Genomic DNA, 21,404 nt, shown 5'->3' on the forward strand with positions numbered 1-21,404 from the left:
TGGAACCCCCCAACGCGTCGGCTGCGGAGTCTTTCGCGCAGCAAGATGAAAGATCATTGGTGGTTCGGAATCCCAAACACAATCGGATTGCGCTGATACCGAGGCTCGTGCTCGCCGGGGTGGCCATCGGCTATCTCATCTCGGCCTTCACGTACTTCTTGCAGACCGTGGCCACACCCGGCCAGCTGCAGCGCGTGCTGTTCTGGACGCTGGGCAGTGTTTCCGGTGCAACGTGGCAGGACCTTCCGATTCTGGCGGTCGTCGTCGCCGGGGGAATGGTGTGGCTGGTCGCGAACGGACGGCGCCTGAACGGCCTCGCCGGCGGCGCCGAGCTGGCCTCCTCGCTGGGGATCAACGTGGGCCGGTTCCAGCTGCAGCTCATGGCCTTGGTCGCGTTGATGACCGGCGCGGTCGTCGCGGTCGTCGGGGGCATCGGCTTCGTCGGACTGATGATTCCGCACCTCGCTCGTCTGCTCGTCGGCGCCGACCATCGGCGAGTTCTCGTCGTCTCGCTCCTGGGAGGGGCGATCTTCTTGCCGCTCGCCGACATCGTCGCGCGCGTCCTCATCCCTCCCACGGAGATCCCGATCGGTATCGTCACGGCTGCGGTCGGCGCTCCGTTCTTCATCTGGCTGCTGGCGGCCCTCGGCCGATCGGGAGCCCGTGCATGAGGGTCGACGCCGATCACGTCAGCGTGCACATCGACAACACCCCGATCGTTCACGACGCGACGATCGCCGTCGCATCCGGATCGTTCGTCGGCATCATCGGCCCGAACGGATCCAGTAAGACGACGATGCTCAAGAGCATCCACCGCGCACTGCGTCCCGTGCGGGGGTCGATCACCGTCGGCGGAGACGATCTGTGGGAACTGAGCGCCCAACAGAGTGCCCGCCGCACATCCGTCGTGTTGCAAGACGACGCATCCGAATTCGCCTTCACCGTGAGAGAAACGGTCGAGACTGGGCGCCTGCCCCACAAGCGTCTCTTCGAGCGTCAGACGTCGACCGATGGCGATGCCATCGACGACGCGCTGGAGACGGCGGGCGTGGCCCACCTCTCTGATCGCCTGGTCGGCACCCTGTCGGGAGGCGAACGCCAACGCGTGTTCGTGGCTCGTGCCTTGGCCCAATGCGCGGCCGTGATGGTGCTCGACGAGCCGACCAATCACCTCGACATCTCGGCCCAGATCGATCTCCTCGAGCTGCTCACCTCTTTGCCGCTGACCGTCGTCGCCGCCTTGCACGACCTCAACCTCGCCGCGGCTTATTGCGATGACCTCTACGTGATGGCGGCGGGACGCGTCATCGCGCACGGCCCTCCCGCGGTCGTGCTCACGCCGGAGATGATCGGCCACGTGTACGGAGTCGCCGCGCATTGCTCCACGCACCCGTTGACAGGCAAGCCCCTGATCGCATTCGCTCCTGCGCGAACAGTTCCGCCGACACTCGACCCCCCCCTATCCGTTCAACAATCACGAAAGCAGAACAGTGAGACCTCACCACCGTCGCACCGCATCCGTCGTCGCCCTTGCGATCAGCGCAGGAGTCATCCTCAGTGGGTGCGCATCTCCCACGAGCGCGTCACCCTCGACGCCCGCCGCCTCCGGCTACCCGGTGAGCGTGGACAGTTGCGGCGTGAAGGGCAAGTATGCGCAGGCGCCGTCCCGCGTCGTCTTGGGGTACCCGCGCACCCTCGAGACGCTGGCCGCCCTCGGATTGGACGACAGCGTCTATGGCTACACGCTGGGTGGCTACGACGCGCTGCCGACGGACTATCCGGCGACGATCGTCGAAGTCTCACCCGACTACGCGCCGGCCAGAGAGGCGATGATCGCGGCTGCCCCAGACCTGTATCTCGCCAACGACGAGGGGCAGGTTCTCGGTGACGGCACGGTGAGCTACGACGATCTCGCTCAAGCGGGCACCAACGTCTACGTTCTCGGTCAGTACTGTGCAGATGCTCCCGCGCCCACGTCGATCACCCGCGTCTACGACGATGTCACAGACCTCGGCGCCATCTTCGGAGTGCCCGAGCGCGCCTCCGAGGTCGTTGCCTCGCTCAAAGACCGAGTCTCGGCGGCAGCCGCACGGAACCCCGGCGATCCCCTCTCGGTGGCATACCTGCAGGTTTACGACGGCAAGATCTATGCCAATGGCGGGTACCCGGCCGCAGGCATCCTCAACGCCCTGAATGTGACCAACGTATTTGCCGATCTGCCGCACAATTTCACCGAGATCACCAAAGAACAGGCGCTCGTGCTCACCCCCGACGTCATCATGGTCAACTACGTCGGCGCCGGCAATGAGCAGGCAGGCATCGACGAGGTGCGGGCGCTTCTTCCCGACAGCCCCGCGGTGAAGAACGGGCGCGTCTATGGATCGGATGAGACCGACTACGAGGCCGGGGGAGTGTCTCTCATCGCCAACCTCGAGTACGTGGCCGACACTCTGTTCCCGCGATGACGCTCGCGGCGCGGGGGATCCCGGACGGCCTGACGGTGTCGCTGCATCGCGCGCGCATCCGGCCAGGAATGGAAGACGAGGCCACTCGATGGATGCAGATGCTTAACGACCGGCACGACGAGGCCGTCGCAACCCTCGATCGAGAGCACATGGCCATCGAGATCGTCTTTCGATCCTCTGAACCGACCGGCGACCACCTGACCTGGGTCACGGTGCGCGGGCCGGGCGAGGAGGTCGGCACGAGCACCCACCCGCTCGATGTCGATCACCTCGAGTACGACCGACGAGTCCGTCTGCCGGGCTGGACGACGGCGGAGGTGCACCTGCTCCTCGTGCCCGAGCCTGTGCTGGCGGCGATCACCGATTGGGCCCGCGTGTCCGGGTCTACGTAGACTCTTGCGATGGACGTGGCCGAGGATTTCACTGTCAGCACCGACCTTGCGCGGATCGACCTCGACACCGTGCATCGATGGCTGTCGACGGACACGTTCTGGGCGAGGGGACGCGCACGGCAGACAGTGCAGCAGGCCGCAGAAGGCTCGATGAACTTCGGCGTCTTCGATCCAGACGGTGCGCTCTGCGCATACGCGCGTGTGGTGACCGACCGGGCCACGTTCGCGTGGGTGTGCGATGTCTACGTGGAGCCTGCCCGCCGCGGGCTGGGGGTCGGTCGACTCGTCGCGGATGCGGTGGTTAATGCTCTCGTGCCGTTGGATCTCACGAGGGTGATGCTGTCGACGCTCGACGCTCATGGGCTGTACGAGCAGGTCGGATTCGTACCCTTCCCAAACCCAGAGAAATTGATGATCCTCGACAACTCTCGCTGACGAGCGTCGTCGGCGCGGAGGGCGATCAGGCCGAGACGGCTTTCTCCGCCTCGTCGACAGCGGCCGCGATCGTATCCAGCGAGATGTCGAGGGCTGCTGCGACCGCCGCCACCGTTGCGAAAGAGGGGGTCAGCAGCCTGCCGGTCTCGATCTTTCGCAGTGTCTCGGGCGAGATGTTCGCTGCAGACGCGACGTTGGCCGCCGGGCGTTCACCGCGTGCCTGCCTCAGGTAGGCGCCGAGACGCCGGCCTCGCGCTATCGCTTCGGGCGAATGGGGCAGGCGAACCATCATGACCACCAGCTTAGCGGTATAGTTATCCTGGTATTTTTATACCGAGAGAGAGTGGCAGATGATCGAGATCTTCGCCCCGTCAGACATTGCACGTGCACGATCGACGGGCGCTGTCGTCGGCAGCATCCTTCGCGAGCTTCGAGACAGAGCGACGGTGGGGGTGAATCTGCTCAGCATCGACGAATGGACACGCGAGCTCATCGCCGCATCGGGTGCTCGGTCCTGCTACGTCGACTACGCTCCATCGTTCGGAACCGGACCCTTCGGCCACTACATCTGCACCGCGGTCAACGACGCCGTACTTCACGGGATGCCGCACGACTACACGCTCGTCGACGGCGACCTGCTCACTCTCGACCTCGCCGTGATCAAAGACGGCATGGCGGCCGACGCGGCCATCAGCTTCATCGTCGGGCGATCGAGACCGGCCGGTTCCGTCGCGTTGATCGATGCCACGGAGCGGGCTCTCGCAGCCGGTATCGATGCGGCTCGCCCGGGCAATCGGATCGGAGACATCTCCCACGCCATCGGCACGGTGCTCTTCGATGCCGGGTATTCGATCAACGTCGAGTTCGGTGGGCATGGAATCGGCACGGTGATGCACGGTGACCCGCATGTCGCGAACGCCGGCCGGCCGGGGCGAGGATTCACGCTGCGCCCTGGACTGCTTCTCGCTCTCGAGCCGTGGGTCATGGAGGACACGGATGTCTTGGTGACCGACGACGACGGCTGGACTCTGCGCAGCTCGACCGGGTGCAGAACGGCGCACACGGAGCACACGATCGCTATCACCGACGGTGCCGCCGAGATTCTCACGGCCTCGTCATGAGAGATGCCGGCGCCATCCGTCAGGACAACGGTCGGAGCTGGTCTTCGGTGACCGGAAAGGGGAGCGAGTAGTAGACCTGGGTGGCGCTCATGTCGCCCCAGTCGTCTTTCTTGACACGGATCGCGGAGGGAGACACCTCTGCGATCCGGACACGCAGCCAGGAACCGTCGTCCAGCCGAAACTCGTGCGGGTCAGCGAGGTAGGCGAGCCCGAGTTCGTCGAGCGTCTCCTCTGCCACCATCCAGTCCACAGGATCCGTTCGGTGTCGGCCCAGCAGATCGATGGCGACGAATCCCTCTCCGACCGGTTTCATCCACCCCACGAGTTCACGATCGTCCGATCGACGATGCTCGATCCAGTCGCTGTCCATGGTTAGAGGGTAGCTCTCCACGGCCGCAGAGCCCGGATGCCGCGAACCCCGGCGATCGGCTTCACCAGGGTGATCTCGCCGAAACGGTAGTCTCTCTCCGCCACCAGGCGTTCTGCGACATCGGGCCGCTGCTTCCAGAGGTGGGCGCGTGCTTTCTCGGCGTGCATGCTGTTCGACGCGATCTTCACCGTGTCGAACTCGGCCACGAGGTCGACGACGTTCGCGATGTTCTCCCAGGTTGTGCGGCTGTGTCGGTCGAGAAGGTAGGCGCCGTCGTAGCCGCGCCCGGCGCGGGCGTAGTCGAGCATGAGATCGGCTTCGGGCACATCGCTGGCGACGCCGCCTCCGCAGAAGACGAGTACTGTCTCGGTCGAGCGGGGGTCGACCGATCGCAGCGCCACGCGCACGCGATACCTATTGAGGTAGTTGGCGCGCGAGCCGCGGTTTCGGCATCCGAGCACCACGATCGCCTGTCTGCCCGGCCCAGACGGGGGATTACCCAGCCTGCGAGTGCTCGCGCCCCAATGCATCCATTCGGCCCAGGCCAGGATGCCAGCGATCGCTGCGGCCGGAACGACGGCGAGGACCCTCATTCAGACGTCGACGCTGTAACCGAGTGCGAGGTCTGCACCGTTCCGGCCTCGGATGCCCCAGTTCACTCGCGGAGTCTCTGTGATGGTGATCTCGACGCTCTGAGGCGGGATGCCGGCCTCGGTGTCGAAGCGAGCGAAGAGCTCTTCGATGAGAGCGCGTTTCGCCGATTCGCTGCGACCATCGAACATCGAGATCTCGACGATCGTGTAGTTCTCCCCGCGATCCTCGGAATAGATGAAGTCCTCGGCATTGAGAGCGATAAAACGATGGAACCTTTTCTCGGCGGGGTACGCGAGGGCGGACATGATTGCCCCGTGGATCGCGTCGGAGATGGCATTTCGGCGTGCCTCGATGCACTCTCTCCGCGCATAGATGGTGACCTGTGCCATGACACGAGCCTATTGTGCTGGCGCGGTATCGCCCGGCAACGTCACGCCCTCGATCGTACGCGCGACGGCCGCGATCGCATCGGTGACAGCATGCTCGCGCGCGCTGGCATCGTCGCGTTCGGACTCGTATACGAACGCCGTTGCCCCGCGGCGGCTGCCGCAGTAGTCGATGATCCCGTGCTCGATCTGAGTGCGCAGCGCCTGCTCATAGCCGTGACGTTTGTACACTCCGGCATCGTCACCGGCAATGGGAATGAGATGAACCATCAGCCGGCCGAGATTACGACGCATGCCGTGCTCCGTGTCGACATCGAACGCCCAGCCGTTGACGAAGACGCGGTCGATCCACCCCTTGAGCAACGCGGGCATCGACCACCAATAGACGGGAAAGACCAAGACCAGGTGGTCGGCCTCATCGATTCGCCGCTGTTCGATGGCCACATCGGATGCGACGACACGGCCGGTGCTGTACGTGCGGCGGTCATCGAGAGTGAACCGGGGATCGAATCCTTCCTCTGCCAGATCGGCGATCTCGACCTCGGAGTCGAGCACGTGAGCCAGTCGTCGGGCGACATCGTTGCTCAGCGATTCGGGATCTGGGTGGGCGGTAACGATGAGAGTCTTCACCTCCCTATCCTCCTTCGTAGACTGAACGGGTGCCCGTCGTCTCTCTCGAATCTCCTCGTCGCGACGACGTGCTGACGCTTCTTCAGCAGGCCGACGACTTCGCCTTGTCTTTGTACCCCGTCGAGAATTACCACCGGCTCGACATCGACGGCCTCGAGAAAGCGTCCGTCGGCTTCTACGTCGCGAGAGAGAACGGTGAGGCTCTCGGCACGGCCGCGATCGTCGACAGAGGCGATGGGTCGGCCGAGCTGAAGCGGATGTTCGTCACGGCATCGGCGCGCGGTCTTGGAGTGGGCAGGGCGTTGATGTCTGCAGTCGAAGAGCACGCACGCGCTCGCGGTGTCACTCTGATCCAACTCGAGACGGGCCTGCCTCAGACCGCTGCGATCGCGCTCTATGAGAAGTCGGGCTACCGCGCTATCCCCGCCTTCGGCCCGTACATCGACGACCCGACGAGCTACTGCATGGAGAAGTCGCTCTAGCGAAGAGCGAGCGTGGTCCGCGAGGAAGCCTTAGTGCTCGGGGCAGTGCAACTGCGTGCGCTCTCCCGAACGGTCGATGGTGTGCAGTGCCATCGACATGCCGCACAGTGGGCAGTGCGGGTCGGCCGGGGGAACGTACGGGTCTTCCTTGCGACCGATGCCCACCTGAGCCGGCCCCGTGAACGTATAGACGATGCGGTTGAGGTTGTTGATGAACCCCGGTTTGCCGTCGAACGGATTCATGGGGTTGGGCGTGCGGGCCTGCCTGGTCAACTCGGTTCCTCAGGTGCTGAGTGCTGCAATGATTAGTGCCCTAAGTATATCGCGGATCGGGAGCGTTGGGGTCTCAGGTCCACGCCTCGTAGCCGTGATCGCCAGCCTGAATTCGTGAGCCGATCACGCCGGGCATCATGACGACCCCGTTGCCCATTCGAAGGGGCGCGTACGTCGTCGAGGCCGTCCATGTTCGACCGTCGGCCGATTCGACGACCGTCTCGAACTCGGTCGATTCCTCGCTACGGCGCACCTTTTCGTGAACCCGGCCCGCGGCCGCGGCCGCGAGCATCTCGCGCAGCTCGAATGCGTGCTCCACATCGGCATCGAGTGAGAATTGACCTTCGCCCACCTTCACCGAGATGAGGTCGGAGCCGGCATAAGTCGACCGTGCCCACGAGATGCTCGCTCCCTGCGCAGAGAGCGGTTCTATCGTCACGGCCGCGCCCTCCTCGGATTGTTCGATCGTCGCGACCGTCGAGTAGGCGGCGAGCGCGTCATCGGCGATCGTGTCGAGCAGACGACCGAGAGAATCTGCCCTCAGCTGCGCTGCGCGCTCCTGTTCGCGCGCCGCGCGCTCTGCGGCCGCGCGACTCTCGTCGCTCACGACATAGGCAGGCAGCGCCGTATCGTCGTCGAGGTCGATCAGAAGAAGAAGTTCACCGTATCCACCGGTCTCGCGGGCATCGACACCGTCGAGCTCAGCCGACGACGCAATCGCATCTCCTCTTTCGAAGACCGGATGCGGGCCCGGTCTGCGGCGCTGTTCGTAGCTGACGCCGGTAACGCGAGCGACCGTACCGGTCACATCCCATTGCGGTACGTCGGCCGGTGTCTGGCCGTGGTGCTCTTCGAGAAACCGGGCCGGGGCATCCGGTGCGGTCTGGGCGGGGTCGAGCGCGACGATCGAGACCGTCGTCGTCTCGCCCCGCCTGTATGCCTTGCCGCAGCAGTGCTGTTCCCACCCTGAAACCACGACCTCGATGCGCATGTGCCCAGCCTAGAGAAGCCGCGCGAGGGGCGGGCTGCGGCCTGCCTGCGAATCGTCGTAGTCTGCTGGCATGGACGAGACCCCCTCCGAGCAGGTGCGCCGCCTGGTGGCGCGCAGCATCGAGGCGCTCGAGGCGCAGAACGTGCACGACGAGGCGCTCGGAGTGATGCGCGAGCCGCGCGGCTTCTCGGTGTTCAAGACCGCGCCGATGATCGTTCCCGCGGGCCGGGCGTGGAGACTCGGCGTTCTGCTCGTCGACCGCTTGGGCGGCGTCTACGAGACCGGTGACGTGACGAGAGCCATCGAGCCACTTCGCGCCGTCACCAACAGGTCGGCTGAAGCCGAGGCGCGGCGCGATGACCGCCGGGCTGCGGCTCGAGGCAAGTTTCCCCAGGGCGAGGTCGTGAACCATCGCTACGCCCCGCTCGCACTCGACGACGAGAGCCTGGCCGCCGGATCCGGCCCCCTGGAGGTGCGCGACGGCGCCGTCGTCGTGCACTGGGATCGGTCGAGCCCGGGGCGGGGAGTCTCGACGCTCGATCGCTACCTGGCCGACCGGGTGAGTGTGCTGACCCTCGACTGACTCTCAGCGCTGGATGGCCCCGCGATCGAGGCCGACACCGGGCAGGGGCGCCTCGACCCACGGCGTGGCCGGCAGGCCTCGTGCATCCGGATGCGCGGTGAAGAGGCCGCCCGCGTCGGGCCAGCGCATCCGTTCTGCTTCGTCGAGGTCGCGAGACGCGCTCGTGATGACGAGCTGGTCGAGCGCGGGCCGGGCGAACGCGACGCTCGACGAGTGCGGGGGCGGGATGCTTGCTCCGAGGTCTGCGAGCTCGTCGCCTCGGTCGTCGAAGACGCGAATGCCGTGGCCGCCCCAGATGGCGACCCAGAGCCGGCCCGCGGCATCGAGCGTGAGACCGTCTGGATTGACACCCTCATCGAACACGATGAAGGGCTCTCGTTGGCCGACGACGTCTGCGCCATAGCTGCGTCGGTAGATCGTGCGCGCGTCGGTATCGGTGGAGTAGAAGACGGAGCCGTCGGGCGACCAGCCGAGGCCGTTGCTCAGTCCGAGGTCGTCGTCGAGCACCGTGAGCTCGCCGGTGGTCTCGAGGCGGAGCAGCATGTTGTCGTTCGCGTCACCCGAGAGCGAGAGCGACCCCACGACGAGGCGGCCCTGCGGGTCGATCGATCCGTCGTTGAAACGCTGGTGGGCGGGCAGCAGCTCGGAGCCGCGGTCGACCGAGCCGTCGGCGCCGACGATCGCCAGGCGTCGGGTCAGCGCCACGAGCGTCCGGTCGTCGTGGAGGGGGATGGCGCAGCCCACGTACTCGCCCAGCTCTGTGCGGCGGATCACGGAGATGCGCCCGCGATCGTCGAGCTCGCCGCGCAGCACGAGCCCGGCCTCGATGTCGACCCAGACCAGGGTGTCGGTGGGCCCGTGCCATACCGGTCCCTCGCTCAGAACGTAGTTCGGTGTGCCGGCGGGCTGCGCGTCGATCATCGCGTGCGCTCGAATCCGGCGGCGGCGTAGATCGAGTCGATGGCCTGCATCTGAGCGACGGAATCCTCGCCCTCTGTGAGCAGCTTCTCGCCGCTGGCCAGGCCGTCGACGATCGCGGCGAGCTGATGATCGTAGGTCTCTCGACCGGCGACGGTCCAGTTGCGGACGATGCCGTCGCGCGTCTCACTGACGTAGTGCCCCTTCGACGGAAAGACCATGTTGTCGACGTGCAGCGTCGCGAGGGTGCCGACCACGTCGAGCGACGAGTTCAGCTCCGTGCCGTCGACCATGCTGCAGGTCATGCGCGCCGTGGTGCCCGAGGCGAAGCGCAGCGAGGCGTCCATGCTGAGATCGGCGCCGAGCGAATTGACCGTTGCCGTCGCATCCAGAACCTCGGGCTCGTCGGCCATCAGCGCCCGCAGCCAGTGCACCGGGTAGCAGCCCAGGTCCATCAGCGACCCGCCGCCCACGGCCGGGTCGTGGCGGATCGACGCGGGATCGAAGGGAATGGATGCGCTGAAATCGGCGTGCGCAGACACGATGTCGCCGAGCCGCCCGGATGCGACGATGCGATCGACCTCCGCGCTGAGCGGGTGGTAGCGATCGTGGAACGCCTCGATGAGGCGCAGACCGGTATCGCTGGCGGCCGTCGTCATCAGCCGGGCCTCCTCGGCCGACATGGCGAAGGGCTTCTCGCAGAGAACGTTTTTACCGGCCTCCAGGGCGGCGATCGACCAGCGCGCGTGTTCAGACGGAGGCAGGGCGTTGTAGATGAGGTCGACGTCGGGGTCGGCGAGCAGCTGTTCGTATCCTCCGTGGGAGCGTGGGATCGAATGCGCCGAGGCGTATGCGCTCGCCGACGATGCGCTTCTGGATGCGACGGCCGCGATCTCGACGTCGTCGCGACGCCGTGCCGGGGTGATGATGGCGTTGGGGGCGATCCCGGCTGCGCCGAGGATTCCGATTCTGAGCATGGAACCAGAGTGCCATGACCCGAGGTCGGCAGGGGAGGGGGCTAGACGCCGAGCGCGTTGAGCGAGTCGTCGACGATCGTGAGCCCCTCGAGGCCGGGAAGCCCGCTGATGGCAGTGTCGATCTTGCGCGCGGCCTTGCGACCCTCGACGCCACCCATGAGATGGCCCATCACGTGCTTCACCTCGTTCTTCTCCATGATGCTGGAGCCGACGGGGGCCCAGAAGTTGCTCAGGGCGAAGCGTGCGAACTTCTGCGCCTTGGTGCTCTTCGCGAGTCGTTCGCGCGCCTGCGACGTGTAGAAGGCCACGTGACGCGCCTCTTGCTTCGCGATGCGCTTGAGCAGCTCGGCGAGCACCGGGTCTTGCTCGAGCGCGGCCATGCGGTTGTACGCGGTGATCGCCGACCACTCGTTGGCGGCGCCCCAGGCCATGTGCACGGCCACGAAGTCGGCTCCGACGACCTTGCCGATCACGGACTGCTTGATCGGGTCGAACTTGTCGCGCCAGCCGAGCTTGAGCCGCTTGGCCTTGAGCTCGTCGAAGTCGACGTTGATGCCGTGGATTCCCAGCACCGTGGCGAGGGCCTCGCCGTGCCAGAACTCCTCGCGGTTCCACATGGTCATGAACGCGCCCATCTCGGCCTCTTTGTGGGAGGGCGTGGTGAGCAGGTCACGGGTGTAGCAGACCGTGTGGTATTCCACATCGGCCATATAGCGGAGGGTGCGCAGAGAACCCTCGGGGAGGGGGTGTTCACGGAAGCGCTCGAGGTCGAGATCGTCCCAGTTCACGCTGACCGAGGTGGCCGTGTATTTGTCTACGTCGAATGCCATGGTGTGAGGAGAGCTTACTCTCCGGTTCCCTTCGCGAATTGCGGCAGTGCGGATGCTCCGCGGGTGCCGCGTTTCCAGTTGTGAATGCTCCATCTTCTTCGGAGCGCCTCGCGAGAAAGATTGGTGTCGGGGTTGATGGCTGTGGGGTTGCCGAGCAGCTGAAGCCAGACCAGGTCGGAGTGGCTGTCGCCGTAGCCGTAGGACTTCGACAGATCCATGCCGTGCGTCTCGGCGTAGCGACGCAGCCACGCAGCGCGTGCCTCGTCTACCAGAGGTGGCTGCGCGAGGTAGCCGGTCAGGATGCCGTCGCGCTCATGCATCGATCCCGCTACGACGTCGTCGAACAGCGCGGCGAGCGGCGAGGCCAGGATGCCGATGGATCCGGTGACCAGTACCGTGCGGTGGCCGGCGGCGCGGTGTTCTTCGATACGCGCGATCGCCGAGGGCATCGTGTGCCGCAGCAGCGTCTCGCGGTAGCCGCCCGACACGACCTTCTCGAGGCGCTTCGCGGGCATGCCGCTGTAGCGACGAAGGAACGCGCGGATGAACTCGCCGCGGTCGCGGTGTTCGGCCTTCAGATATCCGGGGAGCGAGGTGAGCAGGCTCGCGACCTCGCTGGGCCACGCGGCCTTGCGGAAGCCCGCCGAGCGCACCCAGAGGTACTGCTCGACGATGTTGGAGTCGACGACCGTGCCCTCGAAGTCGAACACGGCGAGGACATCGCTGCGCGTCGGAAGGGCCTTCGCCACCCGCTCGGATGCCGCCGGGCGCAGCGCGAAGGCGCGTGTCAGAGCGGTGATCGATGGGAAGTGCACCTTCTGCAGGTAGTCCTCCCAGTCGATGGCCGTGACATCGAAGCCGATGTCGTCGCGCAGCTCGGCGGGCAGGGCGTTGTGCAGCGCTCGCGTATTGCGGTCGTCGAAGATGATCTCGGTCTGCACATAGGCGCGGTAGAGCTCGACGAAGGTGCGGAGGTTCTCGAGGTCGTCACGTCGCTTGAGGGCCTTCTTCACATGCACGCGAGTGCGTTCGGTCGAGGGCAGGCGCTCGAGTGCCCGCTCGAGGCGTGCGTTCCAGACCTCCTGGTTGTGCAGCACGCGATCGACCTTGCGGGTGCCGGGGAAGGTCCAGTACGGAACCTCGATGTGGCCGTCGCTCTCATGCGGCAGGGGCGTGGCGGTGAAGAACTCGTTCATGTTCGTGAACATGCGGTGGATCGGCAGCGGGTTTCGGGCGCCGGAGCTCACGTGATAATACGCGGCGTCGACCTCGGACTCTGCCGAAGGCGGGTTCGCAGCGACGGCGAGGATGACGTTGACCACGTAGTCGACCGGGATCACGTCGAGCACCGTGTCTGGTAGGGCGGGGAACTGGGTGAGGTTGCCGCGGGCGTAGGCGAGAACCAGGGGATCGGCCACCTTGAAGCCGTCGATCCAACCGGGATACGGGTGTCGCAGAGCGCTCTCGATGATGGCCGGGCGCACGACCGACAGACGGTGACCGGTCTCGCGCCACAGCTCTTCTGCCGCGCGCTCGGCGAACGACTTGGTCAGCGTGTAGACGTCGGTCCAGCCCAGGCTCTGCGCGCGGCTCCGGCCGTAGTCGACGAGCCGCTCGCGCACCCACTCCACGCGTCCGGTCTCGGCTGCGGTGGCAACCGCCTGCGGGCCTTCCTTGCCGTGCACCGCGCGGGCGTCGTTCATGAACGTGCGCAGCGTCTCGGGTTGACGCGATGCCATCTCCACCCGCACCCGGGCATCCCGAGCGGCGGAGAGCTCTGCGCGCCAGTCGACCTCGTGCTTGAGTCGACCCTCGGGCACGATGCCCTTGCGCAGGCCGCCCACATAGGCGGTCGAGACGTGCACGACGTGGGGGTCGCTGCCGGATTCGGCCAGAGCCGTGTAGAGGGCGATCGCGCCGCCGAGGTTCGTCTCGAAGGCCTGGTCGATGGGCGGGTCGAACGACACGGTGGATGCGCTGTGGATGACGACGTCGAGGTCGGCCGGCAGCGGGGGGACATTTGCTAGGTCGCCCTCGACGACACGCAGTCGCTCGCGCATCGCGCGTTCGACCTCGTCTTCGCCGACGCGCTCGCGCCACGGACCGAACACGGGCTTGCGCAGCAGCGTGCGCAGACGGTCGTCGGCGGTGGTGCTGCCTTTGGTGCGGATGAGCAGTGAGATCGTGGTCGCCGGATGCGACGAGAGCAGCCGTTCGACTATGGCCTGGCCCACGAAGCCGGTTCCGCCCGTGATGAAGACGTGGGCGTCGCCGAGATCGGAGGACGCCGCCCAGGACAGCGCGTCGTCGACGGTGGTGTCCACCGCGTCGCTCACGATCGAAGCTTCCGGGCGACGGCGTCGCCGGTCTGCGGGGTCAGGCCGGGAAGTTCTGCCACTCTGTGTCCGATCGTGGTTGCGCGCTGAAGTCCGTCGGCACCGCCGAAGACGGTCTGTTCGAAGAAGGTTCGATCTGTGTCGGAGCGATCGACCGCTCCGATCGGCCAGGCGGCGTGAGCGAGTTGGCTGGTCGCCTGCTTCACGGTCTTGGGCGACTCGGCGAGACGTCGTCGCGCCTCTTCGGCGAAGAACGACTCGTGCCGGCTCTTGATGCTGCGAATCGTGCCGAGCGTCACGCTGAGGGTGGGGTGTGCGGCCAGAGCATCGAGCCGTTCGTAGGCCGTGTCCATGACCCATGCGTCGATGAGGCCGGCCGTCATGTGCACACCGGTGAGCGGCACGCCCTGGCCCATGGCGAGGATCGCGCGTCGGATCGGCCCGCGGCGCTCGGCGGACTCGGAGCGATCGGCCCGAGCCGCGCCCTCGTCGCCGACCTGAGCCCCGACGCTGCCGTTCGCCACGAGGATCTGGTCGATCGCGTCTGCGATCCAGAACTTCTCGAAGGCCCAGGTGACGAGAAAGGCGGTGACTCGGGCGTCTTTGTGCGTAGCGGTCACGAGGAGGTTGCGCAGCTGCTCCATGGTGGCGCTCTCGAGGCGACCGAGGTAGCGGAGCAGATGAACCGCGTCGGGAGAGAGCTGCGAGGCCTCGTAGGCCTCGAGCTGGAGCTCGGGGCGCAGACTGCCGCGAGCCGTTGTGGCGAAAGCCCGCACGTCGAAGCGCGCACGAGAAGCTGCGTCTGTGGATGTCATGAGAGCCCTGCCGACTGGTCGAAAACCTGCGTGCGTAAACGACGCCGTGAAGAGCAGACTAACCTAACCCCATGGCTGTAGCTCTCGTTACGGGAGGAACGTCTGGCATCGGTGCTGCGTTCTCCCGGTCCCTCGCTGCGCAGGGATATGACCTTGTTCTCGTCGCTCGAAGCGTTCCGAGACTGGAGGAGATGGCCGACGAGATCCGCGCGCTGGGTCGATCGGTCGAGATCTTTCCGGCCGACCTCGCCGACCGTGCCGACGTGGCACGCGTCGCCGAGCGCCTCGAAGACCCGTCGAGACCGATCGACATGCTGGTGAACAACGCCGGATTCGGCGTGCACACGTCGTTGATCGACTCCGACGTCTCGGCGCACGATCGCGCGTTCGAGGTCATGTGTCGCGCCGTGCTCGTGCTCTCCGGCGCCGCGGCGCGGGGGATGCTGCCGCGCGGCACGGGCAAGATCGTCAACGTCTCGAGCACCGCGGGTTTCGTGACCATGGGTGCCTACTCGGCGCTGAAGGCGTGGGTCACGTCGTTCACCGAGGGCCTGGCCGTCGAGTTGCGCGGCACGGGTATCGGCGTGACGGCGCTCTGCCCGGGCTGGGTGCACACCGAGTTTCACGAGCGTGCCGGAATCAAGGCGTCGAGCATTCCAAACTTCTTGTGGCTCGACGCCGAACAACTTGTCACGGCATGCTTGCGCGACGTCGACCGGGGCAGGGTAATCTCCATACCGACTGTTCGGTACCGAACCCTCATCTGGTTGGCTCGCCACGCACCGAGGAGTGCGATACGCGCAGTCTCCGGGTCGATTTCCTCGAGTCGAAAGAAGCCGGTCACCTAGATGGCTGCAGAAGAAGACGCCCCAGCAGGGCCCGTCAGCGTCGCCCCCGGCGCACGGGATCGTTTCAACTCTCCCGGCGTCGCGGCCGCCCGTTTCGTGGTGCAACGCGGCCTCCTGAAGCCCCTGATCTGGTCGCTCACCCGCGTCACGGTGATCGGCAGGGAGAAGCTCAAAGACCTGTCCGGCGGCTTCGTGGTCGTCGCCAACCACTCCAGTCACCTCGATGCGCCCCTCATCGTCGGCTCCCTTCCCCGCCGGCTCGCACGATATCTGGCCACCGGCGCCGCAGCCGACTACTTCTTCGCGGTGTGGTGGAGGCGCGGCCTCACCGCCCTGTTCTTCAACGCCTTCCCCGTGAAGCGCATGGAATCGAAGGCGAAGTCGATCAGTGCCCGCTCGCTGCTGTCACGGGGCATTCCGATCCTGATCTTTCCCGAGGGAACCCGGTCGAAAGACGGCGAAGTCGGCAACTTCAAGCCGGGAGCCGCTGCGCTCGCGGCCTCGTGCGACGTTCCCACCATTCCGATGGCACTCATCGGCGCCCACGTCGCCCACCCGCGCGGCGCGAACTGGCCCCGTCGGGGCCGCTACCCGGTCGGCGTCGTCTTCGGCGAGCCGCTGCGGCCCATCGCGGGGGAGACCCCGGGCCACTTCGCCGAGCGCACCAAGCAGGAGATCCTGCGCCTGCGCGAGCTGCATTCCGCGACTATCCTTGGCCAGTCCCCACGATCTAGAGGAGCCCTGCAATGAGCGATGTCAAGCACATGAAATGGTGGGGCTGGGGCGTCGACGGCGTCGCATTCCACCACGAGAACAAGCCGGGCTTCGCGCCGTTCGTGAAGAAGAATCTGGGACTCGACCTCACCAAGACCAAGGGCGAGCCGCCGACATTCGCGGACATCGATGTTCCGTCCAGCCGTGCGGCGGAGTCGTTCGTTCTGCTGCTCGCCGGCATCGTCGGTGACGACCACGTCGAAACCGACGACATGTCCCGCGTGGTGCACACGTTCGGCAAGAGCATCCGCGACCTCATCCGTGTTCGCACCAGCGCGTTCCCGCGCGCTGTCGACGTCGTCGTCTACCCGGCCAACGAGGCCGAGGTCCGGCTGATCGTGGATGCGGTCGTCGCTGCCGACGCCGTGCTCATCCCGTTCGGCGGCGGCAGCAACATCGCCGGCAGCCTCGAGCCCCTCGCGAACGAAGAACGCACTGTCGTCTCCCTCGACCTCGGCCGGCTCAATCGGGTCATCGAGGTCGACGCCGAGTCGAGCCTCGCCCGCATCCAGGGCGGCGCCCAGGGGCCCGACCTCGAGGCCGAGCTCAACGCGGCCGGCTGGACCCTCGGACACTTCCCCGACAGCTTCACGCACTCCACGGTGGGCGGCTGGGTGGCGACGCGCTCCTCGGGCATGCAGAGCGACAAGTTCGGCGACATCGCCGACATCGCCAAGGGGCTGCGCGTCGTTCGCCCCGGCGGGGTGCTCGTTCTGCGCGCCCTGCCCAGCACGTCGACCGGGCCCAGCGTGCGCGAGATGATCCTCGGCAGCGAGGGCCGCCTCGGCGTCATCACCGAGGTCACCGTGCAGATCCACCGCATCCCGGCCAAGCGCGAGATCCTCGCCTATCTCTACCCCACATGGGACGCCGGACTCGCCGCCATGCGCGAGATCTCCGAGAGCGACGCGACGCCCTCCATCACCCGCGTCTCCGACGGCAACGAGACGCTGTTCTCGTTCGCCACCTCGAAGAAGAGCAAGGGCTTCTCTGCGCTCGCCACCAAGGGCCTCGGCGTCGTCTTGAAGGCTAAGGGCTGGGACACCGAGAAGATGTGCCTGTCGTTCGTCGGCAACGAGGGCGGCGAAGAGCTCGTGGCGACGAACCAGAAGATCATCGCCGGCATCGTCAAGAAGCACGGCGGCATCACCGTGGGCAAGGGTCCCGGCGTTCTCTACGACCAGAAGAAGTTCGACACCCCGTACATCCGCGACTGGTTCCTCGACTGGGGCGGATCGGCCGACGTCTCGGAGACGGCCGCGCCCTGGGCCAAGCTGCCCGAGCTCTACCGCAACGTGATCGCCAGCGCCAACCACGCGTTCGACGAGATCGGCGTCAAGGGCTGGATCATGGCTCACCTGTCGCACTCCTACACGTCGGGCGCCTGCCTGTACTTCACGTTCGCCTACCTCGACACGGGCGATGCGATCCCCAACTACGACGTCGTGAAGGGTGCGATCCAGCAGGCCTTCATCGATGCCGGCGGAACGCTGTCGCACCACCACGGCGTCGGTCTCGAGCACGCTCCCTGGATGGAGCAGGACATCTCGACGGAGGGCGTCAAGATCATGCGCGGTCTCTTCGGAGCTGTCGATCCCGGTCGCCACTTCAACCCGGGCAAGGTTCTGCTCGACGAATGAGCCGTGCCCGTCTCGGCGGCCCCGTCGGAGCGGCGGGGCTCGTCGTCGCAGGGCTGGCGTGCCAGGAGGTGGGCGCGGCATTCGCCGTGCTGCTGTTCCCCAGCGTCGGCGCGCTGGGTATGGTCGCGCTGCGGCTCACCTTCTCCGCCCTCATCCTCCTCGTCATAGCGCGGCCGTCGGTTCGTGGCCGCAGCCGCGGCGACTGGATGACGGTGGTGCTGTTCGGCGTGGCCCTCGCCGTGATGAACGGCTTGTTCTACGAGGCCCTGGCGCGCATCCCGCTCGGCGCAGCCGTGACCATCGAGGTGCTCGGGCCGCTCGTGCTCTCGGTCGCCACGAGCCGACGCGCATCCAGTTGGCTCTGGGCGGTTCTCGCCTTCATCGGCGTCTTTCTGCTGGGCCAGGGCAGCTTCGGCGAACTCGACCCCGTGGGGGTGCTCTTCGCCGCCGGCGCGGGAGCGAGCTGGGCCGGCTACATCCTGCTCTCGTCACGCACCGGCAGCCGCTTCGCGCGGCTCGACGGACTCGCGCTGGCCATGGCCATCGGCGCCGTCCTCACGCTACCGCTCGGGCTCGCCACGGCCGGACCCGCCATCGTGCGGCCGGACATCCTGCTTCTCGGCGCGGCCGTCGCCGTTCTGTCGTCGACGATTCCCTACGCGCTCGAGTTGTTCGCCCTTCGCCGCATCCCCTCGTCGAGTTTCGCGATCCTCATGAGCCTGGCTCCCGCGATCGCGGCGCTCGCCGGTGTGGTGCTGCTGGCTCAGCACATCTCGCTCATCGGAGTGCTCGCCATCGCTCTCGTGGTGACCGCGAGCATCGGTGCGGTGCGGAGCGCGGGCCCGGGGGCTACTCCCGTCGCTCGTGCCGAACCGGTTTGAGCCGGGCCGGAGCTTGCACAGCAGGCGGGAAGTCGCAGCTGAAGGTGCCGTCGTAGCCGAAGAGGAAGCCGAACCAGCGGTTGCGTACCTCGAGCTTTATTCGATAGAGCTGCGCCTCGTCGTCGTAGCTCTCGTGCAGCTCGGCGCGACCGCTGAACAGCATCGGAAAACGGAACGCGAACGGGCCCTCGTAGAAGCGCTGAGCGTCTGAGAGAAGGAGCAGGGAGCCGTCGTCGTTCACCGTGAGGTCGAGGTCGACGGCGAGGTGCTGATGCGTGCCGAGGTAGTCGATCACCCGCCCAGCGCGCTCGCTGTAGATCATGGTGGCGTCGAAGCGATGTGGCCGAGGTCCACTGCCATAGCTGCGCACGAACGTGATCGTCTCGCGGCCCAGCGGATCGAGATACGGGTAGTTCTCGACGGTGAAAGGAACATCGGTGCCCTGAATCGGCACCAGGATGTTGCGGATGCGCCCGATCCACAGGAACGGGACGGTCCACCAGGGTCCGCCACGGATGCGGCTCATCACCCCCGTTCCCACGCACGCGTAGCCCGCCTCGAGGCCGACGCCGAACCTTTTCTGCATCATCGGGTGCAGCCGCTCGAACTGCTCGCCGAGTGCGAGCGCGAAGACGGCGGTCATTCGTGGGCCAGCCCAGCCAACGACGCCGGGGCCTCGGACATCGCGTCATGGTCGCGAGCAGCGCGCGCTGGGCGAGAGCGGCAGCGCGAGGCCTTCGGCCTCTCGGCCTTCCAGAATGCGGCGGCGGATGCGAGCGGCCAGGATTCCGGTGGCGTTCCGGTCTCTGCCCAGATGCGCAGTCGATCGAAGCTCCACGCGGTCATCCACCACACAACGCGACGCAGGATGATCCGATCGAGCAGTGCTCCGGCCCGACCGGCGAAAGGCACGTAGTCGTAGCCCGTGATGAATGTGGTCGAGCCATCTGCGTTCGGCAGATAGCGCCAGTAGCCACGGCCGGAGGCGAGCGGTGAGAGGGGATCGCGGGTCGAGAAGACGAGTGCGGAGGTGCGGGCGCCGCGAGTTCCCGTGCGCTCGCCGAGGGATACTCCTGTGCCCCGAATGGTGTGGAACGGAAGCCGCCGTTCGTAGCGGAACCGGGAGGGGGCGTCGACGGCCGCGGACTGCGCGGCTTCGGGTGCGATCACACTGAATCTCAGATCCCAGCGTGAATGCAGCTGCGGGGTCTGCGTCAGGCGCCACACCTCATCGATGTCGGCCCTCATCGTCGACTCGACATACAGTGCGCGGTTCTGCCGAACCATAGCGTGCTCCTTTGGGAATCGTTCCGTCTGCCAGCGTAGTGTCGGTGCAGCAGACCATAGACACGAGGAGAACCCTGATGCCACTGACAGGCGACTACGAGCCGAGCACGTCTGACTGGGCGCGTGAGCAGGTCGAGGAGTACGAGTCGTCGGGTGGCACCCGCGGCACCACCATGCGCGGCATGCCGGTGATCGTGCTCACCTCTGTCGGTGCCAAGTCGGGCAAGCTGCGCAAGACCGCCCTGATGCGGGTGGAGCACGGGGGCGAGTACGCCGTCGTCGCGTCTCTGGGAGGCGCCCCGAAGCATCCTGTCTGGTACTACAACCTGCTCGCCCACCCGCATGTCGAACTGCAAGACGGTGCGGTGAAGAAGGACTACATCGCTCGCGAGGTGACCGACGAAGAGAAAGCCGTGTGGTGGGAGCGTGCGGTCGCGGCCTATTCTGACTACGCCGACTACCAGAAGAAGACCGAGCGCGAGATTCCGCTGTTCGTGCTGACCGAGAAGGGCGTCGAATGACGAACCCACCCCGTTTCGACAACGTCCCACCGGCTGCGGGATGGTTCCCGGATCCCTCCGGCGGACCGGGAAGTCGGTGGTGGGACGGCCAGAACTGGACGGAGCACGTCTCCGACCCCACGCTTCAGGCCTACGCTCCGGCCGGAACGCCGCGACGGGTGGCGCAGGGCACGCCGGTCTACACGCCCTTCATCTGGCTGATCACGTTGCTGCCACTGCTCTCGATACTCGGTGTCGCCCTCTGGGACACCGACGCCTACATGCGCGTCTCGCTCGACTCGGCGAACGACCCCCTGGGGCAGTTCCGTGACCCGGGGTACCTGCTCGTGCAGGCACTCGGATTCGTCATCTACGGCGTCTCGGTGCTGTTGGCCTACTTCGACTGGAAGACCCTGCACGCGCGCGGATTCGACCGACCGTTCCACTGGGCCTGGACTTTCCTCGGCAGCACCGTGTACATCATCGGCCGAACGGTCATCGTTCGGCGCCGGGCGGGCGGCGGCGCGATGGTGCCGATCTGGATCACCATCGGCGTCTTCGTCCTGTCGATGATCGTCGTGGTCGTCAAGGTCGTCGACATCATGTCTGCGGCGTTCTCGTACGTGACCTCCTACTGACCGGTCATCCTCCCAAGTCGCCTGGATGGTCGAGCGTGAACACCCGCAGGGCATATCGTCGAGTCAAGGGTCATCCGGGCTCTCGAAACGAGGATGCACCATGGGCGAGAAATCAGCACGCAAGGCCGTCGCCAAGCCGGCAGCACGCTCTCTGAAAGAGAAGCGGGCAGACAAGAAGACGAAGAGCGGTACCGCGAACCACTCCTCCGACGCCGTGACCAACGTCAAGAAGAAGTAG

General features: G+C 66.3%; 28 protein-coding genes and 1 pseudogene. 15 read left to right on the plus strand and 14 right to left on the minus strand.

Annotation, left to right across the window (positions count from 1 at the left end):
- The first annotated feature begins 59 nt into the window (after positions 1 to 59).
- From ASF79_RS12980 to ASF79_RS12995, 5 genes and pseudogenes are all read left to right on the plus strand, one after another.
- Complete coding sequence (locus ASF79_RS12980) at positions 60 to 671, plus strand: FecCD family ABC transporter permease (protein ID WP_162239091.1); 612 nt, start codon at positions 60 to 62, stop codon at positions 669 to 671.
- Positions 668 to 1,108: pseudogene (locus ASF79_RS17890) on the plus strand (ABC transporter ATP-binding protein); the annotation flags it as partial. The gene ASF79_RS12980 and the pseudogene ASF79_RS17890, both read left to right, overlap by 4 nt.
- A 382-nt stretch (positions 1,109 to 1,490) precedes the next feature.
- Complete coding sequence (locus tag ASF79_RS17720; RefSeq protein WP_235500759.1) at positions 1,491 to 2,465, plus strand: ABC transporter substrate-binding protein; 975 nt, start codon at positions 1,491 to 1,493, stop codon at positions 2,463 to 2,465.
- Positions 2,462 to 2,857 carry a DUF6176 family protein gene (locus ASF79_RS12990; RefSeq protein WP_055855481.1) on the plus strand — a complete coding sequence of 132 codons (396 nt, stop codon included), beginning with the start codon at positions 2,462 to 2,464 and terminating at the stop codon, positions 2,855 to 2,857. The genes ASF79_RS17720 and ASF79_RS12990 overlap by 4 nt, the downstream gene beginning before the upstream one ends.
- Before the next feature lie 9 nt (positions 2,858 to 2,866).
- Positions 2,867 to 3,292 carry a GNAT family N-acetyltransferase gene (locus tag ASF79_RS12995; protein WP_055855483.1) on the plus strand — a complete coding sequence of 142 codons (426 nt, stop codon included), beginning with the start codon at positions 2,867 to 2,869 and terminating at the stop codon, positions 3,290 to 3,292.
- A 25-nt stretch (positions 3,293 to 3,317) separates the two neighbouring features.
- On the opposite strand, the gene ASF79_RS13000 is transcribed toward ASF79_RS12995, so the two are convergent.
- Complete coding sequence (locus ASF79_RS13000; RefSeq protein WP_326939272.1) at positions 3,318 to 3,584, minus strand: helix-turn-helix domain-containing protein; 267 nt, start codon at positions 3,582 to 3,584, stop codon at positions 3,318 to 3,320.
- Positions 3,585 to 3,642: 58 nt separating this feature from the next.
- Between ASF79_RS13000 and map the strand changes: the two genes are divergently transcribed.
- Positions 3,643 to 4,413: a type I methionyl aminopeptidase gene (gene map / locus ASF79_RS13005; protein ID WP_055855485.1), complete on the plus strand. Its 771-nt coding sequence runs from the start codon at positions 3,643 to 3,645 to the stop codon at positions 4,411 to 4,413.
- A gap of 19 nt (positions 4,414 to 4,432) precedes the next feature.
- Here map and ASF79_RS13010 read toward each other — a convergent pair whose 3' ends face one another.
- From ASF79_RS13010 to ASF79_RS13025, 4 genes are read right to left on the minus strand one after another with little or no spacing between them, the layout of a single operon-like run.
- Positions 4,433 to 4,783 (minus strand): hypothetical protein, encoded by a 351-nt coding sequence (locus tag ASF79_RS13010; protein WP_055855487.1) that lies wholly within the window; start codon positions 4,781 to 4,783, stop codon positions 4,433 to 4,435.
- 2 nt (positions 4,784 to 4,785) lie between these two features.
- The gene (locus ASF79_RS13015) at positions 4,786 to 5,376 is read right to left on the minus strand and encodes a YdcF family protein (protein ID WP_200933582.1); all 591 of its coding nucleotides are present in this window, start codon (positions 5,374 to 5,376) and stop codon (positions 4,786 to 4,788) included.
- Positions 5,377 to 5,766, minus strand: a complete 390-nt coding sequence (locus ASF79_RS13020; protein WP_055855489.1) for a tautomerase family protein — start codon at positions 5,764 to 5,766, stop codon at positions 5,377 to 5,379.
- Positions 5,767 to 5,775: 9 nt separating this feature from the next.
- Positions 5,776 to 6,393, minus strand: a complete 618-nt coding sequence (locus ASF79_RS13025; protein WP_055855491.1) for an NAD(P)H-dependent oxidoreductase — start codon at positions 6,391 to 6,393, stop codon at positions 5,776 to 5,778.
- Positions 6,394 to 6,422: 29 nt separating this feature from the next.
- On the opposite strand from ASF79_RS13025, the gene ASF79_RS13030 reads away from it, so the two are divergent.
- A complete protein-coding gene (locus ASF79_RS13030; RefSeq protein ID WP_055855493.1) occupies positions 6,423 to 6,875 on the plus strand; it encodes a GNAT family N-acetyltransferase in 453 nt (150 codons plus the stop codon).
- A gap of 30 nt (positions 6,876 to 6,905) precedes the next feature.
- Here the strand turns inward: ASF79_RS13030 and ASF79_RS13035 are convergent, their stop codons facing one another.
- Together ASF79_RS13035 and ASF79_RS13040 are read right to left on the minus strand one after the other, a co-directional pair.
- On the minus strand, positions 6,906 to 7,148 hold the full coding sequence (locus tag ASF79_RS13035; RefSeq protein WP_235480531.1) for a hypothetical protein: 243 nt from the start codon (positions 7,146 to 7,148) through the stop codon (positions 6,906 to 6,908).
- Positions 7,149 to 7,221: 73 nt separating this feature from the next.
- The gene (locus ASF79_RS13040; RefSeq protein WP_055855494.1) at positions 7,222 to 8,139 is read right to left on the minus strand and encodes a DUF6578 domain-containing protein; all 918 of its coding nucleotides are present in this window, start codon (positions 8,137 to 8,139) and stop codon (positions 7,222 to 7,224) included.
- A 70-nt stretch (positions 8,140 to 8,209) separates the two neighbouring features.
- Here ASF79_RS13040 and ASF79_RS13045 point away from each other — a divergent pair, with 70 nt between their 5' ends.
- Positions 8,210 to 8,722: a hypothetical protein gene (locus ASF79_RS13045; RefSeq protein WP_055855496.1), complete on the plus strand. Its 513-nt coding sequence runs from the start codon at positions 8,210 to 8,212 to the stop codon at positions 8,720 to 8,722.
- Between the two features lie 3 nt (positions 8,723 to 8,725).
- Here ASF79_RS13045 and ASF79_RS13050 read toward each other — a convergent pair whose 3' ends face one another.
- The 5 genes from ASF79_RS13050 to ASF79_RS17725 are packed head-to-tail and all read right to left on the minus strand — an operon-like array spanning position 8,726 to position 14,598.
- Positions 8,726 to 9,643 (minus strand): SMP-30/gluconolactonase/LRE family protein, encoded by a 918-nt coding sequence (locus ASF79_RS13050; protein WP_055855498.1) that lies wholly within the window; start codon positions 9,641 to 9,643, stop codon positions 8,726 to 8,728.
- A complete protein-coding gene (locus ASF79_RS13055) occupies positions 9,640 to 10,617 on the minus strand; it encodes a Gfo/Idh/MocA family protein (protein ID WP_055855501.1) in 978 nt (325 codons plus the stop codon). Before ASF79_RS13055 ends, ASF79_RS13050 begins: the two co-directional genes overlap by 4 nt.
- Before the next feature lie 41 nt (positions 10,618 to 10,658).
- On the minus strand, positions 10,659 to 11,447 hold the full coding sequence (locus ASF79_RS13060; RefSeq protein WP_055778245.1) for a hypothetical protein: 789 nt from the start codon (positions 11,445 to 11,447) through the stop codon (positions 10,659 to 10,661).
- A gap of 14 nt (positions 11,448 to 11,461) precedes the next feature.
- Entirely contained in the window at positions 11,462 to 13,783 is a 2,322-nt protein-coding gene (locus ASF79_RS13065; protein ID WP_235500760.1) for an SDR family oxidoreductase, read from the minus strand.
- Positions 13,780 to 14,598, minus strand: coding sequence for a hypothetical protein (locus ASF79_RS17725; protein ID WP_055855503.1), 819 nt, complete (start codon positions 14,596 to 14,598; stop codon positions 13,780 to 13,782). Before ASF79_RS17725 ends, ASF79_RS13065 begins: the two co-directional genes overlap by 4 nt.
- Before the next feature lie 71 nt (positions 14,599 to 14,669).
- Here ASF79_RS17725 and ASF79_RS13075 point away from each other — a divergent pair, with 71 nt between their 5' ends.
- The 4 genes from ASF79_RS13075 to ASF79_RS13090 are packed head-to-tail and all read left to right on the plus strand — an operon-like array spanning position 14,670 to position 18,741.
- Positions 14,670 to 15,446: an SDR family NAD(P)-dependent oxidoreductase gene (locus tag ASF79_RS13075; RefSeq protein ID WP_055855505.1), complete on the plus strand. Its 777-nt coding sequence runs from the start codon at positions 14,670 to 14,672 to the stop codon at positions 15,444 to 15,446.
- Positions 15,447 to 16,196, plus strand: coding sequence for a lysophospholipid acyltransferase family protein (locus ASF79_RS13080; protein ID WP_055778236.1), 750 nt, complete (start codon positions 15,447 to 15,449; stop codon positions 16,194 to 16,196). It abuts the gene before it with no gap.
- The gene (locus tag ASF79_RS13085; protein ID WP_055855506.1) at positions 16,193 to 17,860 is read left to right on the plus strand and encodes an FAD-binding oxidoreductase; all 1,668 of its coding nucleotides are present in this window, start codon (positions 16,193 to 16,195) and stop codon (positions 17,858 to 17,860) included. Before ASF79_RS13080 ends, ASF79_RS13085 begins: the two co-directional genes overlap by 4 nt.
- Positions 17,857 to 18,741 (plus strand): EamA family transporter, encoded by an 885-nt coding sequence (locus tag ASF79_RS13090; RefSeq protein WP_055855508.1) that lies wholly within the window; start codon positions 17,857 to 17,859, stop codon positions 18,739 to 18,741. The genes ASF79_RS13085 and ASF79_RS13090 overlap by 4 nt, the downstream gene beginning before the upstream one ends.
- Here ASF79_RS13090 and ASF79_RS13095 read toward each other — a convergent pair.
- Entirely contained in the window at positions 18,710 to 19,384 is a 675-nt protein-coding gene (locus ASF79_RS13095; RefSeq protein WP_055855510.1) for a DUF4166 domain-containing protein, read from the minus strand. The two genes, ASF79_RS13090 and ASF79_RS13095, sit on opposite strands and share 32 nt — an antisense overlap.
- Positions 19,381 to 20,028: a hypothetical protein gene (locus ASF79_RS13100; protein WP_082495896.1), complete on the minus strand. Its 648-nt coding sequence runs from the start codon at positions 20,026 to 20,028 to the stop codon at positions 19,381 to 19,383. The genes ASF79_RS13095 and ASF79_RS13100 overlap by 4 nt, the downstream gene beginning before the upstream one ends.
- A gap of 77 nt (positions 20,029 to 20,105) precedes the next feature.
- Between ASF79_RS13100 and ASF79_RS13105 the strand changes: the two genes are divergently transcribed.
- The 3 genes from ASF79_RS13105 (at position 20,106) to ASF79_RS17560 (ending at position 21,404) form a co-directional block, all read left to right on the plus strand.
- On the plus strand, positions 20,106 to 20,549 hold the full coding sequence (locus ASF79_RS13105) for a nitroreductase family deazaflavin-dependent oxidoreductase (protein ID WP_055855512.1): 444 nt from the start codon (positions 20,106 to 20,108) through the stop codon (positions 20,547 to 20,549).
- A complete protein-coding gene (locus tag ASF79_RS13110; protein WP_055855514.1) occupies positions 20,546 to 21,166 on the plus strand; it encodes a DUF2510 domain-containing protein in 621 nt (206 codons plus the stop codon). Before ASF79_RS13105 ends, ASF79_RS13110 begins: the two co-directional genes overlap by 4 nt.
- Positions 21,167 to 21,266: 100 nt before the next feature.
- A complete protein-coding gene (locus tag ASF79_RS17560) occupies positions 21,267 to 21,404 on the plus strand; it encodes a hypothetical protein (protein ID WP_181035743.1) in 138 nt (45 codons plus the stop codon).

Origin of the sequence: Agreia sp. Leaf335 (assembly GCF_001423605.1) — a bacterium.
Taxonomy (GTDB): Bacteria; Actinomycetota; Actinomycetes; order Actinomycetales; family Microbacteriaceae; genus Agreia.

Bases quoted from the DNA above. Each gene is read 5' to 3' on its own strand.
- ASF79_RS12990 (WP_055855481.1), top strand. From the start codon at position 2,462: ATGACGCTCGCGGCGCGGGGGATCCCGGACGGCCTGACGGTGTCGCTG.
- ASF79_RS12995 (WP_055855483.1), top strand. From the start codon at position 2,867: ATGGACGTGGCCGAGGATTTCACTGTCAGCACCGACCTTGCGCGGATC.
- ASF79_RS13000 (WP_326939272.1), bottom strand. From the start codon at position 3,584: ATGATGGTTCGCCTGCCCCATTCGCCCGAAGCGATAGCGCGAGGCCGG.
- map (WP_055855485.1), top strand. From the start codon at position 3,643: ATGATCGAGATCTTCGCCCCGTCAGACATTGCACGTGCACGATCGACG.
- ASF79_RS13010 (WP_055855487.1), bottom strand. From the start codon at position 4,783: ATGGACAGCGACTGGATCGAGCATCGTCGATCGGACGATCGTGAACTC.
- ASF79_RS13015 (WP_200933582.1), bottom strand. From the start codon at position 5,376: ATGAGGGTCCTCGCCGTCGTTCCGGCCGCAGCGATCGCTGGCATCCTG.
- ASF79_RS13020 (WP_055855489.1), bottom strand. From the start codon at position 5,766: ATGGCACAGGTCACCATCTATGCGCGGAGAGAGTGCATCGAGGCACGC.
- ASF79_RS13040 (WP_055855494.1), bottom strand. From the start codon at position 8,139: ATGCGCATCGAGGTCGTGGTTTCAGGGTGGGAACAGCACTGCTGCGGC.
- ASF79_RS13045 (WP_055855496.1), top strand. From the start codon at position 8,210: ATGGACGAGACCCCCTCCGAGCAGGTGCGCCGCCTGGTGGCGCGCAGC.
- ASF79_RS13050 (WP_055855498.1), bottom strand. From the start codon at position 9,643: ATGATCGACGCGCAGCCCGCCGGCACACCGAACTACGTTCTGAGCGAG.
- ASF79_RS13055 (WP_055855501.1), bottom strand. From the start codon at position 10,617: ATGCTCAGAATCGGAATCCTCGGCGCAGCCGGGATCGCCCCCAACGCC.
- ASF79_RS13060 (WP_055778245.1), bottom strand. From the start codon at position 11,447: ATGGCATTCGACGTAGACAAATACACGGCCACCTCGGTCAGCGTGAAC.
- ASF79_RS17725 (WP_055855503.1), bottom strand. From the start codon at position 14,598: ATGACATCCACAGACGCAGCTTCTCGTGCGCGCTTCGACGTGCGGGCT.
- ASF79_RS13075 (WP_055855505.1), top strand. From the start codon at position 14,670: ATGGCTGTAGCTCTCGTTACGGGAGGAACGTCTGGCATCGGTGCTGCG.
- ASF79_RS13080 (WP_055778236.1), top strand. From the start codon at position 15,447: ATGGCTGCAGAAGAAGACGCCCCAGCAGGGCCCGTCAGCGTCGCCCCC.
- ASF79_RS13085 (WP_055855506.1), top strand. From the start codon at position 16,193: ATGAGCGATGTCAAGCACATGAAATGGTGGGGCTGGGGCGTCGACGGC.
- ASF79_RS13090 (WP_055855508.1), top strand. From the start codon at position 17,857: ATGAGCCGTGCCCGTCTCGGCGGCCCCGTCGGAGCGGCGGGGCTCGTC.
- ASF79_RS13095 (WP_055855510.1), bottom strand. From the start codon at position 19,384: ATGACCGCCGTCTTCGCGCTCGCACTCGGCGAGCAGTTCGAGCGGCTG.
- ASF79_RS13100 (WP_082495896.1), bottom strand. From the start codon at position 20,028: ATGGTTCGGCAGAACCGCGCACTGTATGTCGAGTCGACGATGAGGGCC.
- ASF79_RS13105 (WP_055855512.1), top strand. From the start codon at position 20,106: ATGCCACTGACAGGCGACTACGAGCCGAGCACGTCTGACTGGGCGCGT.
- ASF79_RS13110 (WP_055855514.1), top strand. From the start codon at position 20,546: ATGACGAACCCACCCCGTTTCGACAACGTCCCACCGGCTGCGGGATGG.
- ASF79_RS17560 (WP_181035743.1), top strand. From the start codon at position 21,267: ATGGGCGAGAAATCAGCACGCAAGGCCGTCGCCAAGCCGGCAGCACGC.